The sequence below is a fragment of the Agrobacterium sp. SORGH_AS_0440 genome (genome assembly GCF_031453135.1).
Taxonomy (GTDB): domain Bacteria; phylum Pseudomonadota; class Alphaproteobacteria; order Rhizobiales; family Rhizobiaceae; genus Agrobacterium; species Agrobacterium pusense.
The window spans coordinates 2667831-2681486 of sequence record NZ_JAVIYR010000002.1 but is presented as its reverse complement, the minus strand read 5'-3'; the positions used below and the strand labels follow the sequence as shown (position 1 = coordinate 2681486).

The 13656-nt window shown below is 59.4% G+C and carries 16 protein-coding genes; 12 read left to right on the top strand and 4 right to left on the bottom strand.

What is annotated here, in order from left to right; translation table 11 throughout:
* Positions 1-35: 35 nt before the first annotated feature.
* From cobA to QE453_RS22265, 3 genes are all read left to right on the top strand, one after another.
* Complete coding sequence (gene cobA, locus QE453_RS22275) at positions 36-824, top strand: uroporphyrinogen-III C-methyltransferase (protein WP_045533468.1); 789 nt, start codon at positions 36-38, stop codon at positions 822-824.
* Positions 821-2137: a cobyrinate a,c-diamide synthase gene (locus tag QE453_RS22270; protein ID WP_309778041.1), complete on the top strand. Its 1317-nt coding sequence runs from the start codon at positions 821-823 to the stop codon at positions 2135-2137. The genes cobA and QE453_RS22270 overlap by 4 nt, the downstream gene beginning before the upstream one ends.
* Before the next feature lie 199 nt (positions 2138-2336).
* Entirely contained in the window at positions 2337-3584 is a 1248-nt protein-coding gene (locus QE453_RS22265) for a cytochrome-c peroxidase (RefSeq protein WP_112765666.1), read from the top strand.
* Here the strand turns inward: QE453_RS22265 and leuB are convergent.
* From leuB to QE453_RS22250, 3 genes are all read right to left on the bottom strand, one after another.
* Complete coding sequence (gene leuB / locus QE453_RS22260) at positions 3565-4677, bottom strand: 3-isopropylmalate dehydrogenase (protein ID WP_045533463.1); 1113 nt, start codon at positions 4675-4677, stop codon at positions 3565-3567. The two genes, QE453_RS22265 and leuB, sit on opposite strands and share 20 nt — an antisense overlap.
* A 264-nt stretch (positions 4678-4941) precedes the next feature.
* Entirely contained in the window at positions 4942-5547 is a 606-nt protein-coding gene (leuD, locus tag QE453_RS22255) for a 3-isopropylmalate dehydratase small subunit (protein WP_006698323.1), read from the bottom strand.
* A gap of 161 nt (positions 5548-5708) precedes the next feature.
* The gene (locus QE453_RS22250) at positions 5709-5939 is read right to left on the bottom strand and encodes a hypothetical protein (RefSeq protein ID WP_006698322.1); all 231 of its coding nucleotides are present in this window, start codon (positions 5937-5939) and stop codon (positions 5709-5711) included.
* A 110-nt stretch (positions 5940-6049) separates the two neighbouring features.
* Here QE453_RS22250 and QE453_RS22245 point away from each other — a divergent pair, with 110 nt between their 5' ends.
* Together QE453_RS22245 and QE453_RS22240 are read left to right on the top strand one after the other, a co-directional pair.
* Entirely contained in the window at positions 6050-6961 is a 912-nt protein-coding gene (locus QE453_RS22245; RefSeq protein ID WP_309778039.1) for a CoA ester lyase, read from the top strand.
* Positions 6958-7164 (top strand): DUF1737 domain-containing protein, encoded by a 207-nt coding sequence (locus tag QE453_RS22240; protein ID WP_003505258.1) that lies wholly within the window; start codon positions 6958-6960, stop codon positions 7162-7164. Before QE453_RS22245 ends, QE453_RS22240 begins: the two co-directional genes overlap by 4 nt.
* A 19-nt stretch (positions 7165-7183) precedes the next feature.
* Here the strand turns inward: QE453_RS22240 and QE453_RS22235 are convergent, their stop codons facing one another.
* Entirely contained in the window at positions 7184-7624 is a 441-nt protein-coding gene (locus tag QE453_RS22235) for a metallopeptidase family protein (RefSeq protein WP_309778037.1), read from the bottom strand.
* A gap of 333 nt (positions 7625-7957) precedes the next feature.
* Here QE453_RS22235 and rplU point away from each other — a divergent pair, with 333 nt between their 5' ends.
* The 7 genes from rplU to QE453_RS22200 all read left to right on the top strand — a co-directional run bounded on the left by rplU (position 7958) and on the right by QE453_RS22200 (position 13618).
* The gene (gene rplU, locus QE453_RS22230; protein WP_003492690.1) at positions 7958-8272 is read left to right on the top strand and encodes a 50S ribosomal protein L21; all 315 of its coding nucleotides are present in this window, start codon (positions 7958-7960) and stop codon (positions 8270-8272) included.
* Between the two features lie 40 nt (positions 8273-8312).
* Complete coding sequence (rpmA, locus tag QE453_RS22225) at positions 8313-8582, top strand: 50S ribosomal protein L27 (protein ID WP_004444127.1); 270 nt, start codon at positions 8313-8315, stop codon at positions 8580-8582.
* Positions 8583-8713: 131 nt separating this feature from the next.
* The gene (locus QE453_RS22220) at positions 8714-9346 is read left to right on the top strand and encodes a GNAT family N-acetyltransferase (protein WP_004444125.1); all 633 of its coding nucleotides are present in this window, start codon (positions 8714-8716) and stop codon (positions 9344-9346) included.
* A complete protein-coding gene (locus QE453_RS22215) occupies positions 9343-9936 on the top strand; it encodes a GNAT family N-acetyltransferase (protein ID WP_309778035.1) in 594 nt (197 codons plus the stop codon). The genes QE453_RS22220 and QE453_RS22215 overlap by 4 nt, the downstream gene beginning before the upstream one ends.
* A gap of 169 nt (positions 9937-10105) precedes the next feature.
* The gene (gene obgE, locus QE453_RS22210; RefSeq protein ID WP_004444121.1) at positions 10106-11173 is read left to right on the top strand and encodes a GTPase ObgE; all 1068 of its coding nucleotides are present in this window, start codon (positions 10106-10108) and stop codon (positions 11171-11173) included.
* On the top strand, positions 11170-12339 hold the full coding sequence (gene proB / locus QE453_RS22205; protein WP_004444120.1) for a glutamate 5-kinase: 1170 nt from the start codon (positions 11170-11172) through the stop codon (positions 12337-12339). Before obgE ends, proB begins: the two co-directional genes overlap by 4 nt.
* Positions 12332-13618 (top strand): glutamate-5-semialdehyde dehydrogenase, encoded by a 1287-nt coding sequence (locus QE453_RS22200; protein ID WP_004444117.1) that lies wholly within the window; start codon positions 12332-12334, stop codon positions 13616-13618. The genes proB and QE453_RS22200 overlap by 8 nt, the downstream gene beginning before the upstream one ends.
* Positions 13619-13656: the final 38 nt, after the last annotated feature.

The window sequence follows — 13656 nt, the reverse complement described above, 5'->3', positions numbered from 1 at the left end:
GCTTTTTCCGTCATCGTTAAAAAGCAGCCAAGAGAATGTCGATACCGCAGATTTTGAACAGTATTGCCGCAAAAAGTCCGGCCTTCGAAGCGGGGCACGTCTGGCTCGCGGGCGCAGGGCCGGGCGATGTGCGTTATCTGACGCTCGAAGTGGCGCTGGCACTCTCCCAGGCCGAGATCATCGTGCGTGATGCGCTGGTGAGTGACGATGTCGTGGCGCTCGGTCCCCAGGCGGAGATCGTCTTTGCCGGCAAGCGCGGTGGCAAGCCCTCTGCGACGCAGGACGATATTACCGCCTCGCTGATCGATTTCGCCCGGCAGGGAAAAAAGGTGCTGCGGCTGAAGGGCGGCGATCCCTTCATTTTTGGCCGTGGCGGCGAAGAAGCGGAGGCGCTGGTCCGTGCCGGCGTTCCGTTTCGCATATTGCCGGGCATGACATCTTCGCTGGCGGCGCTGGCTTCTGCGCGTATTCCAGCCACGATGCGTGGGATCAGTCGCGCCGTGACGCTCGCCACCGGTCATGCGGCTGGCACGGAGGAGGACCTGGACTGGCTGGCGCTGGCAAAAACACAGGAGCCCATCGTCGTTTATATGGGTCTGAAGAATATCGGCGCGATTGCAAAGCTTCTGATGCAGGGCGGACGTGCGGCGACGACGCCGGTCGCTGTCATCATGTCGGCGACAACTGAACAAGAGCGCATTTTTATTAGCAAGCTGGAAAGTATAGCTGGCGATGCAATGCGGGAAGATTTCGAAGCGCCGGCCTTGATCGTCATCGGAGAGATTGTGTCGATGCGCGAGCGGCTGGGAGTTTCGAAGGCATGACGGCGCGGGCGATCATCATTGGCGCAGCGCGCTCGGGATCCGGCAAGACCAGCGTGACTATCGGCCTGCTGCGGGCTTTTGCCCGACGCGGCATCAAGGTACGCGGCATCAAGACGGGACCAGATTACATAGACCCGGGTTTCCATGCCTTCGCCACCGGCTCATCAGGTCTTAATCTGGATAGCTGGGCAATGAGGCCAGAGCTGCTGCGGCACCTGTTTTCACAGCACACGCAGGACGCCGATCTCATTCTGATCGAGAGCGCGATGGGCCTGTTCGACGGCATTCCGGTGGCGGAAAACCGTACCGGTTCGGCTGCGGATCTGGCACGGCTATTCGGCATTCCCGTGCTGCTGGTCCTCGATGTGTCCGGTCAGTCGCAGACCGCCGCCGCGGTTGCTCACGGTTTTGCCCATTACGATCCCGCCGTAACCATGGCGGCGGTGGTGCTGAACCGGGCCGGCAGCGAAAGGCACAGGCTCCTGTGTACGGAAGCCATCGAAAAAATCGGATTGCCGGTTGCCGGATGCGTGCTGCGCGACCCCTCCCTCATCCTGCCGGAACGTCACCTGGGTCTCGTGCAGGCGAGCGAACATCCGGAAATCGATGCACATATTGAAAGGCTCGCGGACGCGATGGAAAAATCCATCGATCTCGATGCCGTGTTGTCTCTTGCTGCACCGGTCGAGCTGCCTCCGGGTTCGAAAGCAGCAGCCATCGCGCCGCCCGGCCAGCGCATCGCGCTGGCGGAAGATGCAGCTTTTACCTTCCTTTACCCGCATCTCAAGAAGCACTGGCATGCATCCGGCGCCGAAATCGTGCGTTTTTCTCCGCTCGCCGATGAGGCTCCGGATGGGCGCTGTGATATCTGCTGGCTGCCCGGCGGGTATCCCGAGCTTTTTGCCGGAAAACTCGCGAATGCCGCTGTTTTCAAGGCCGGCATCACCCGCTTTGCCGCGACAAAGCCCGTGCATGGCGAGTGCGGCGGTTACATGGTGATGGGGGCGGCGCTGGAGGATGCCGATGGGGTGACCCATGCCATGACAGGTCTGTTGTCGCATGCCACCAGCTTTGCCACGCGCAAGATGAATCTCGGCTACCGGCAGGCAACAATTGCGGTGAATGGTCCGCTCGGATCGGCAGGGGAAGTTCTGCGCGGCCATGAATTCCATTATGCGCGGGTCATCGACCCCGGCCAAGACGCGCCTTTTGCTGAGATAGCCGACGGGCAGGGTCGCCCGCTCGGGCCATCGGGCGGCAGGCGAGGCCTCGTTTCGGGCACGTTTTTCCACGCCATTGCCCGGGGCGGTTGATCCCCGTGCGGCAAAGTGGAGCAAGCTGTGAAAGTTTGTAGGCTCCGACCGTGAGAAAGTGTTATAGGGTCCTCTCAGAGGGCATGGAAAGACAGAAATACTTCCGGCGCTCCATGTTCCGTGAAGTCCGGGCCGGAAGCCGTTCTGTCTCCCGCGGCCCGGATTTGCTATCGCGCATTTATCTCGAGCGTGCCTACCGATGATGAAACCCGGATTTTTTCTCTCCGCCGCTCTGGCTGCATCCGTTCTGCTCGCTCCTTTCGGTGTCGGGTTCGATGGCGTGGCTGCTCATGGCGGCGAAGATTATGCGACGCTGGAAAAGCTCGGTGCGGCGCTCTTTGACGATCCCAATCTTTCCATGAACCGAACGATGGCCTGTTCCACCTGCCATATGCAGGCGGCCGGTTTTTCCGATGGACGGGAAAACGACAAGGTTGGGCGCGATGTTTCGCTCGGCGATGACGGTTTCTCACTGGGCGACCGCAACGCGCCGACCGCGGCCTACGCCCGGTTCTCACCGCCTTTCGGCAGGAATGCGGCGGGAGAGTATGTGGGTGGCCAGTTCTGGGACGGCCGCGCCTCGCTGCTGGAGGATCAGGCAGGTGGACCGCCGCTCAACCCCGTCGAAATGGGTATGCCGAACAAGCCCTCGGTCGTGAAGCGACTCAAGGAGAATCCGGATTATGTCGCGGCGTTCGGCACGCAGTTCGGCAAGGATGTTTTTGAGAACGACGACACCGCCTATGCCGCAATGACGAAGGCGCTGGCGAGCTTTGAGCGATCGGACGAGTTCTCGACCTTCGATTCAAGATATGACCGCTTCCTGCGTGGCGAGGAAAAGCTGACTGATCAGGAAGAGCTGGGGCGGGTTCTTATCTCCTCGACGCAATTCACCAATTGCAATACCTGCCACGAAATCCGGGGCGCCAAGGGTCTGGAAGACGGCCTCTTCACCAACCACAAATATTTCAACATCGGTGTGCCCGCCAATACGCCTGTCCGGGCCGTAAATGGCTCGAAGCCGGGCGCAGTCGATCTTGGTCTTGCGCAGAATCCGATCGTCGCCGGTGATCCGGCTGAGCGCGGCAAATTCAAGGTGCCGACGCTGCGCAACGTCGCCGTGACCGGCCCTTACATGCACAATGGCGTGTTCAAGGATCTGCGCACGGTCGTGCTGTTTTACGTGAAATATAAGAGCAAGAAGCCGAGCCGTCAGATCAATCCTGAAACCGGCAGAGCCTGGGACGCGCCTGAGGTGCCTGAGAATATCGCCATGGCGGAACTGACATCAGCGCCGGCGCTGGACGACAAGCGGGTCGACGCCATTGTCGCGTTTCTGATGACACTGACCGACAGGCGCTACGAGCATCTTCTTACGAAGGAAAACGGGCAGACGGCTATGCCGCCTGCCCAGCCTGTATCAAGCCTTACGCCGAAAGCGCCTTGAATTCGGCAAGAACCGCATCACCCATTTCGGACGTGCCGACTTGGCGGCTGCCTTCTGCCATGATGTCGGCGGTGCGGATGCCCTTGTCGAGCACGTTTGCAATCGCTGTCTCGAGTTTCGTTGCCTCATCCACCATGTTGAACGAGTAGCGAAGGCACATGGCGAAGGACGCGATCATGGCGATGGGGTTGGCGATGCCCTTGCCGGCAATGTCAGGCGCCGAGCCGTGGACCGGCTCGTACATCGCCTTGCGTTTGCCGGTCTTGGCGTCCGGTGCGCCAAGCGAGGCGGAAGGCAGCATGCCAAGCGAGCCGGTGAGCATGGCGGCGACGTCGGAAAGCATGTCGCCGAAGAGATTGTCGGTGACGATAACGTCGAACTGCTTGGGTTTGCGCACCAGCTGCATGCCGCCGGCATCCGCCAGCATATGCTCCAGCTGAACATCCCTGTACTTTGCGGCATGGGTTTCGGTGACCACCTGGTTCCACAGCACGCCCGACTTCATCACGTTGCGTTTTTCCATCGAGCAGACGCGGTTGTCGCGGGTGCGGGCCAGCTCGAAAGCGACACTGGCAATGCGCTCGATCTCGAAGGTGTCATAGATCTGGGTGTCGATACCGCGCTTCTGGCCGTTGCCGAGGTCGATGATCTGCTTTGGTTCACCGAAATAAACGCCGCCCGTCAGCTCGCGAACGATGAGGATATCGAGACCTTCGACAAGTTCCGGCTTCAGGGAGGAAGCGGCGGCGAGTGCCGGGTAGCAGATGGCGGGGCGCAGATTGGCGAAAAGTTCAAGATCCTTGCGCAGGCGAAGAAGGCCGGCTTCCGGGCGATGCTCATAGGGAACGCCATCCCATTTCGGGCCGCCGACGGCGCCGAACAGGATAGCATCGGCAGCGAGCGCCTTTTCCATGTCCGCATCGGAAATCGCAACGCCATGGGCGTCATAGGCGGAACCCCCGACCAAGCCTTCGGAGACTGTGAAACCGGCACCTTCAGCGCTGTTCATATAGTCGATCAGCTTGCGGACTTCGGCCATGGCCTCGGGGCCGATACCATCACCGGGCAGAAGGAAAAGCGAACGAACTGTCATAGGAACCCTCCTTGGGCGGTGCGCCGGAAAACATCCAAAAGGGATGATGGCGAGCGCGGCGTCAAACTCGTTCCGTCCTGCATCTGCAAAGTCTTATTGCAGCCAGACGGGATCGGGGGCTTCTTATCTCTGCCTCAGGTGCTTTTCAAGCAAAGCAAAAGCCGATCCGGTACGGTTTTGTACGGGATCGGCTTTTTAGTCTTTTACCGTGACGCATTTCCTGACAGGCCCCGCTTGTGCGAATGCCCGGCGTAGAAAGTGGGATCAGGCCCAGGGCCGCGCGGAGGCGTTGGTCTTTTCGAAGGTATCGATTGCGCCGCGATGTTCCAGCGTCAGGCCAATATCGTCGAGGCCGTTCAGCATGCAGTGACGCTTGAACTCATCAATTTCAAAACTGATCGTACCGCCGTCGGGACCGCTGATCTCCTGACGTTCAAGATCGATGGAAAGAACGGCGTTTGATCCGCGCGATGCGTCGTCCAGCAGCTTTTCCAGGTTCTCCGGGCTGACGACAACCGGAAGAATGCCGTTCTTGAAACAGTTATTGTAAAAAATATCCGCAAAGCTGGTGGAGATCACGCAGCGGATGCCAAAATCGAGCAGCGCCCAAGGCGCGTGTTCGCGCGATGAGCCGCAGCCGAAATTATCGCCAGCGACGAGGATCTGGGCGTTCTGGTAGGCGGGCTTGTTCAGCACGAAATCGGGATTGGGCGAACCGTCTTCGAGATACCGGGATTCAGCGAAAAGGCCCTTGCCGAGACCGGTGCGCTTGATGGTCTTCAGATAATCTTTCGGAATGATCATATCGGTGTCGATATTGACGACCGGCATGGGCGCGGCAACGCCTGTCAGCTTGGTGAATTTTTCCATCTGTCGCTTCCCGTGTTTCCCTGAACAAAATCTGGCGCTGGCTAAAGCCGGCCGGAGTTAACTGGGGAAATACTGCAAAAAGGGTCGCTTTAGAAGCGCAAACCCGCATTCATCGGTACGCCTTGCGCGCACCGCCGGTGCTTTTTCCGAATTCATCGACCTCAGAGATCGATAATCGTACCCTTGCCGTCGTTCCAGACGCGCATGTCGCGCTGGCTGCGGGGCTTCACAGGGATCGGAGCCGGCTTCAGACGCGCGGACAGGAGGCGGGCTGCGCTGAGAACCGCGAGCACGCCAATGAAAGCGACCGTAAGCGACGCCGTGAAAAGAGCGGCCATGGCCAGAATTGCAATGCCGGATGCGGCGATGAAAAACGAACGTATGCCTTGCATGATCCAAACCTTTCTTTCCAGACGAATGTGGGCCTTCTTCTTCCGGCTTGCAAGAGGATTCAGTGGATTGTCGGCTTGCAGATGTCACAAAAGCTTGACACAAGTGCGGCATGGTCAGTTTTTCCGAAAATATTCCTGTCCGACCGCGCCGTTCGCTGCTGTCCGTCCCCGCGATCAACGTCCGGGCACTGGAGAAAATTCGCGATCTCGATTGTGACGGGGTGATCCTCGATCTGGAAGATTCGGTAGCGCCCGACATGAAGGGCAAGGCGCGGGAGAATCTGAAAACCTTGTTTTCGGAAGCCCCTTTTTTCGGCGGCGAGACCATTATTCGCATTAATCCCCTCTCCACACCTGAGGGGAGGGCGGATCTGCAGCTTGTTCTTTCCTGTCGGCCGAACGCAGTCCTGCTGCCGAAGGTGGAACAGCCGGCGGATATCAATGACGTGGCTGATCTTCTGGCCGAAGCAGATGCGCCCGAAGCCCTGAAAATCTGGGCGATGATCGAGACGCCGCTCGGTGTCCTGAACGCCGCCTCGATTGCAGACGCGGCCCACACGCCGGATGCACGGCTGGCGGCTTTTGTCATCGGACTGAACGACCTCCGCAAGGAAACGCGCGTTCCAGCGCTGACAGACCGCATGTATCTCGTACCCTGGATGATGCAGGTTGTGCTTGCCGCCCGTGCGTACCGTCTGGAAGTCATCGACAGCGTTTCAAACGACTTTCGTGACATCGAGGCCTTCGAAGCTGAATGCGAACAGGGGCGCGCCATGGGGTTCGATGGCAAGATGTTGATCCATCCTGCTCAGATCGAGCCGGCTAACCGGCGTTTCGCCCCGGACGAGACTGCGGTCGCGGAAGCGCGTGAGATCATTGCGGCTTTCGCAAAACCGGAATATGCGAAATTGAATGTCATCAACATGAATGGTCGGATGATAGAACGGCTGCATGTAAACCAGGCCGAAAGACTGGTCGCCATGGCCGATATCATCGCACAAAGAAAGGCAAATAAGACGTGAAGGTCTATCGTTTCATCACCGGACCGGACGACGCGAAATTCTGTCACCGGGTTACCGAGGCGCTGAACAAAGGCTGGGAACTCGCCGGTTCGCCAAGCTATGCCTTTAATGCGGCAAGTGGCGTCATGCATTGCGGCCAGGCCGTGACCAAGGTGGTCGAGGGCAAGGAATACCATCCCGACATGAAGCTCGGCGAGCAGTAAGCAGTCATGGCCGCCCCGATCAGCGATCGGCGGCGGCCTCGTCGGCGCTTTCTTCGATCCGCTCCATGTCGTCATCAGACAGGCCGAAATGATGGCCAATCTCGTGGATGAGGACATGAGTGATGATATCACCCAGTGTTTCCTCGTTCTCGGCCCAGTAGTCTAGAATGGGACGTCGATAAAGCGTGATACGGTTTACCATCTCGCCCGTTTCCATGGTGAAACGTTCGGAGATGCCCCGGCCCTCGAAAAGCCCCAGGAGATCGAAAGGCGTTTCGAGCGCCATGTCTTCGACGACATCGTCGGTCGGGAAATCGGCGATCTCGATGATGAGATCTTTCGTCAGTGCGCGAAATTCTTCCGGCAGGTGGCCATAGGCCTCGATCGCAAGCGATTCGAAGGCGGAAAGTGTCGGCGCATGGCGGTCCCGCCAATCGTCGGTCTGGTCTATGCGGGCCATTTCTGCTCCTTGTTGGAAGGCCCATATAAACACTTGCTGGGCAAATTTCGAGACCTGACTGCCGCGCCTGCCGAAAAAGCATGAAATTCTTGGCGTTACAGTTACTTTTCAAGCCGTCTTCATCTTGACATAAACCGGCGTCTCGCGTAATCGGCACCCAAATTGATGGCGTAGTGCGCCTTCTTTTAAATACCGCCTTCAAAAAGGCGGCTTCACCGGCAGACATTCAAAGGGACATCCTGTCCCGACGGGTTTCTACCAAATTCCGACTGATAAAAAGACGGCCAGCTTGCGTAGGCGGGCAGAGCCGGAACGAACATGAAAGGATAAAAAATGTTCGCAGTCATCAAGACCGGCGGTAAGCAGTACCGCGTAGCGGCCGACGCCGTGCTGACCATCGAAAAGCTGGAAGCAGAGGCAGGCGCAACTGTAGAATTCACCGAAGTTCTCGTTGTTGGCGAAGGTGCCGACGCCAAGTTCGGTGCTCCCTTCGTCAAGGGTGCCATCGTCAAGGCAGAAGTTGTCGAGCACAACCGCGGCAAGAAGGTCATCGCCTTCAAGAAGCGTCGTCGTCAGAACTCCAAGCGTTCGCGCGGCCATCGTCAGCATCACACTGTCGTCCGCATCACGGACATCGTTGCTGCCTGATCGGCGCGACACGGGAAACAAGGTTTAAAGGAGAACTCCAATGGCACACAAAAAAGCTGGCGGTTCCTCGCGTAACGGTCGCGATTCCGAATCCAAGCGCCTTGGCGTAAAGAAGTTCGGCGGCGAAGCTGTCATTCCAGGCAACATTATTCTGCGTCAGCGCGGCACGCAGTGGCATCCCGGCGCCAATGTTGGCATGGGCAAGGACCACACGATTTTCGCACTGACCGCAGGTAACGTGAACTTCCGTACGAAGGCCAATGGCCGCGTATTCGTATCCGTGGCACCGAAAGCGGAAGCCGCAGAATAAGCCGGTAAGCGTCATATGCAGCCGGTGTCCCATCGACCCGGCTGAGGCGTATCAGGTTCAGTCAAGAAAACAGGGGAGATGGGGCACCACCCAACTCCCCTTTTTCTTTAACCCCAAGGAGGGACTGAACCATGCAAGCTGAATTGTTGAGGGTTGACCAATCACGGTCACCCGAGGAACGGCCGAGGCCCGATCGGTCGAGGAGCGATTGCCCCGTTTTACTGTCGCAGAGGCTGGTTTTGCGCAAGCCTCACGAAGAAGACATCGACGCCCTTGCCCATCTTGCCAACAATGCCAATATCGCGACCATGGTATCGCGTATGCCGCACCCCTACACGGCCAAAGACGCCGCGGATTTTGTGCGACGCTCCAAAGCTGGCGAGATTGGCAAGTGCGTCTATGCGATTACCCGCATGGACAATGGCGAGTTTCTGGGCTGCTGCGCGCTCGAACCCCAGGAAGACGAAAAGACGCTGGAGATCGGTTACTGGCTGGGGGAACCCTACTGGAACCGGGGATACATGACCGAAGCGGCGCATGCGCTGATCGACATGGCCTTTCGTACGCGTGAAATCGACCAGATCGATGCCCGTTGCCGGGTCACCAACATCCCGTCGCGCCGTGTCATCCAGAAGTGCGGTTTCCAGTTCCAGGGCTCCGGCATGGTCGGTTCGCTGGCGCTCGGTGGCATGGTGCCGGTCGAATGGTACAGGCTGGACCGCAAGACCTGGGTTTCTCTGAAGAGCTGGGGGGACATGGGATGAGCACGCTCGAACTGAGCCGCCGCCGGGCGGCCCGTGCGATAGCGCCGCCAGGCCCCTGCCCCGTCATCGAGACATCGCGTCTGGTGCTGCGCCCGCAGCGCCTTTCCGATGCCGGCAGCATTGCGGAATCGCTTGGCGATTTCGCCGTGACGAAGATGCTGGCCCGCGTTCCCACGCCCTACCACAAGCAGGATGCGCTGGAGTGGCTGGTGTTGCGCACCTCCGGCACCCTGCCTGACTGGGATTTCGCCATCACCAGCGGTGACGACACGCTGATTGGCGTCGTCTCGGTGGAATTGCGGCATGGCGAGTGGCATTTGGGCTACTGGCTCAACCGCTTCTACTGGGGCAAGGGTTACATGACCGAGGCGGTGGCCGCCGTCGTCGAGCGGTTCTTTCGCCGCATGCCGGGAGTGACCCTTCACTCCGGCGTGTTTGCGGATAACCCCGCCTCGCTGCGTGTGCAGGAGAAGCTCGGCTTCCGGGTGACCGGTTGTCACCAGATCTACGCCACGGCGCGTGCCGCCATGGTGGCGCATATCGACACGATGGTCACGGCTGAAGATTTCATTAAGCCGCATCGCATTTGAGGAGCATTACAAGGCCGGTTTGATCCAGACCGGCCTTGTCTCGCGCATGAGCTTCCCGCACGATAGTCTTTGACCTTGTGAAGAAGCGCTTGTATTCGAAACGACGATATTTTTGTTTGGCGCAGCACGATTGGTTGTTGTGCCCGCAAACCGACAGAACGGCAGTCCGATGAAATTTCTCGATGAAGCAAAAGTCTATATCAAGTCCGGTGATGGCGGCGCGGGTGCCGTGTCGTTCCGGCGTGAAAAATTCATCGAATTCGGCGGCCCTGATGGTGGTGATGGCGGACGCGGCGGCGACGTCTGGGTTGAGGTGGTCAACGGTCTCAACACGCTGATCGACTTCCGTTTCCAGCAGCATTTCAAGGCCTCGATCGGCCAGCACGGCATGGGCAAGACCCGCACCGGCGCCAAGGGTTCCGACGTGGTGCTGCGGGTGCCTGTTGGCACGCAGATTTTTGAGGAAGACAACGAGACGCTGATCGTCGACCTCACCAAGGAGGGCCAGCGCTTTCGCCTGGCCGCGGGCGGCAATGGCGGTTTCGGCAATGCCTATTTCAAATCGTCCACCAATCAGGCACCGACGCACGCCAATCCGGGTCTTCCGGGTGAAGAAAAGACGGTCTGGCTTCGTTTGAAGCTGATTGCAGATGCTGGTCTCGTTGGCCTGCCTAATGCGGGCAAGTCTACATTCCTTGCAACCGTGACGCGCGCGCGGCCAAAGATTGCCAACTATCCGTTCACCACGCTGCATCCGAACCTTGGTGTCGCGACCATCGATGGCCGTGAATTCGTGCTGGCCGATATTCCCGGATTGATTGAAGGCGCGCATGAGGGGGTCGGCATCGGTGACCGTTTCCTCGGCCATGTCGAGCGCACCCGCGTGCTTCTGCATCTCGTTTCCGCGCAGGAAGAGAAGGTCGGCAAGGCCTACAAGACCGTCAAAGCTGAACTCGATGCCTATGGTGGCGGACTGACAGACAAGCCGGAAATCGTCGCGCTGTCACAGATCGACGTGCTGGATGAAAAGGAACTGAAAAAGAAGGCCAAGGAACTGGAAAAGGCCTGCGGCCGTCCGCCGCTTCTTCTGTCCGCTGCCGCGCATATCGGCATGACGGAAGCCCTTCGCGCCCTTCGCGACATCATCGTGTCGGCAAGCAATGGCGGCGAAACCGCCCTTCCCGATCGGTCCATGCCGCATGAGAGCGAGGTCGAGGAAGAGGACGACCGCCTATGAGCCTGACGCGCAAGCCGCTGGGCAGCCACCACCGGATCGTCATCAAGATCGGATCGGCGCTTCTGGTGGACCGCAAAAGCGGCCTGAAGAAAGACTGGTTGGATGCCATCTGCGAGGACATCGCGGCGCTGAAGAAAAACGGTGCGGATGTTCAGGTGGTGTCTTCGGGCGCTATCGCTCTTGGCCGCACCGTGCTCGGCCTGCCTTCGGGCGCGTTGAAGCTGGAAGAAAGCCAGGCGGCGGCGGCTGTCGGCCAGATTGCGCTGGCGCGGGCATGGTCGGAAAGCCTGTCGCGGCATGACATTGTTGCCGGCCAGATTTTGCTGACGCTCTCCGACACCGAAGAGCGTCGCCGTTATCTCAATGCGCGCGCCACCATCAACCAGCTTCTGAAGATCGGCGCTATTCCGATCATCAATGAAAACGACACGGTTGCGACTACCGAAATTCGTTATGGCGATAATGATCGTCTGGCGGCGCGCGTGGCGACCATGACGGGCGCCGATTTGCTGGTTCTGCTGTCGGATATTGACGGCTTGTACACAGCTCCGCCGCATCTCGATCCGGACGCCAAATTCCTTGACACGATTGCGGACATCACCCCCGAAATCGAAGCCATGGCGGGCGGTGCAGCTTCCGAGCTTTCGCGCGGCGGCATGCGCACCAAGATCGATGCGGGCAAGATTGCCACCGCTGCCGGCTGTGGCATGATCATCGCGTCAGGCAAGACGCTCAATCCGCTCAAGGCCATCGAAAACGGTGCGCGCTCCTCATGGTTCGCGCCATCCGGGACTCCGGTGACGGCACGCAAGACCTGGATTGCCGGGCAATTGCAGCCCGCTGGCGAAATCCATGTGGATGCCGGCGCGGAAAAGGCCCTTTATGCCGGTAAAAGCCTGCTTCCCGCTGGCGTGCGGCAGGTCAAGGGCAATTTCGGGCGCGGCGATGCCGTTGCCATCATCGGCTCGGAAGGCCGTGAGGTCGCGCGCGGTCTCGCGGGTTACGATGCGGAAGAGGCACGTCTCATCATCGGCCACAAGTCCAATGAGATCGAGGCGATCCTCGGTTATGTCGGACGGGCGGCGATGATCCATCGCGACGACCTCGTCATGACCGGGGCCGCCGTGAAAGTTAAGAGTGCAGAGAAGGATGAGGTCCATGCCTGAACAGGCCGTGAAGCAGAGCCATGATATTGACGCGCTGATGATGACCATTGGCGCTCAGGCGAAAGCTGCTTCACGACCGTTGTCCATCGCTGGCGCGGACCAGAAGAACCGTGCGCTGCTTGCCATGGCCTCCGCCATTGAAGCCTCGAAAGAGGCGATCCTTGGTGCTAACCGCAAAGATCTAGCCGCGGCGGATCAGGCTGGTCTTGCGCCCTCCTTCATTGACAGGCTGACGCTCAATGATGACCGGATTGCCGGTATCGCGGAAGGCATTCGTTCCGTCGCGGCGCTGCCCGATCCGGTCGGCGAAGTCATCGCCGCATGGGACAGGCCCAATGGCCTGAAGATCGAGCGCGTGCGCACGCCGCTTGGCGTCATCGGTGTGATTTACGAAAGCCGCCCGAACGTGACGGCGGATGCCGGCGCGCTATGTCTCAAGGCGGGTAATGCCGTGATCCTGCGCGGCGGCTCGGATTCGCAACATTCATCGCGTGCTATCCATGCCTGCCTCGTGGAAGGTCTGAAGATCGCGGGTCTTCCCGAGCATGCCATTCAACTGGTACCGGTGACCGACCGCGCCGCCGTCGGCGCGCTTCTCAGCGGCCTGAATGGCACGGTTGACGTTATCGTGCCGCGCGGCGGCAAGAGCCTCGTGGCCCGGGTACAGTCGGAGGCCCGCGTGCCGGTTTTCGCGCATCTTGAGGGGATCTGCCACATCTATGTCGATAAATCCGCTGATCTCGACATGGCGAAACGCATCGTTGTCAACGCCAAAATGCGCCGTACCGGCATTTGCGGGGCGGCCGAAACGCTGCTGGTGGATGCTGCTGCCGTTTCCACGCATTTGCAGCCGCTCGTCAAGGCTCTGATGGAAGTCGGTTGTGAAGTGCGCGGTTCGCAGGCCGTACGCGAAGTGATGGCGGGTCTCGCGCCGGCAACGGAAGAGGACTGGCGCACCGAATATCTCGATGCAATCATTTCGGTCGCCGTGGTGGATGGCATTTCCGGTGCGATCGAACATATCGGCACCTACTCTTCCAACCATACCGAGGCCGTTATCGCCGAGGATGCCGAGGTGGTGGCGCGATTCTTCAACGAACTTGATTCGGCCATTCTGCTGCACAATGCCTCGACCCAATTTGCCGATGGCGGTGAATTCGGCATGGGCGCTGAAATCGGCATCGCCACCGGCAAGATGCATGCGCGAGGCCCCGTCGGCGTCGAGCAGCTTACCTCGTTCAAATACCGTGTGCATGGCACCGGCCAGACACGGATCTGATATTTGCCGGCCGATAAGCGCCTCGACAGACGTTATCT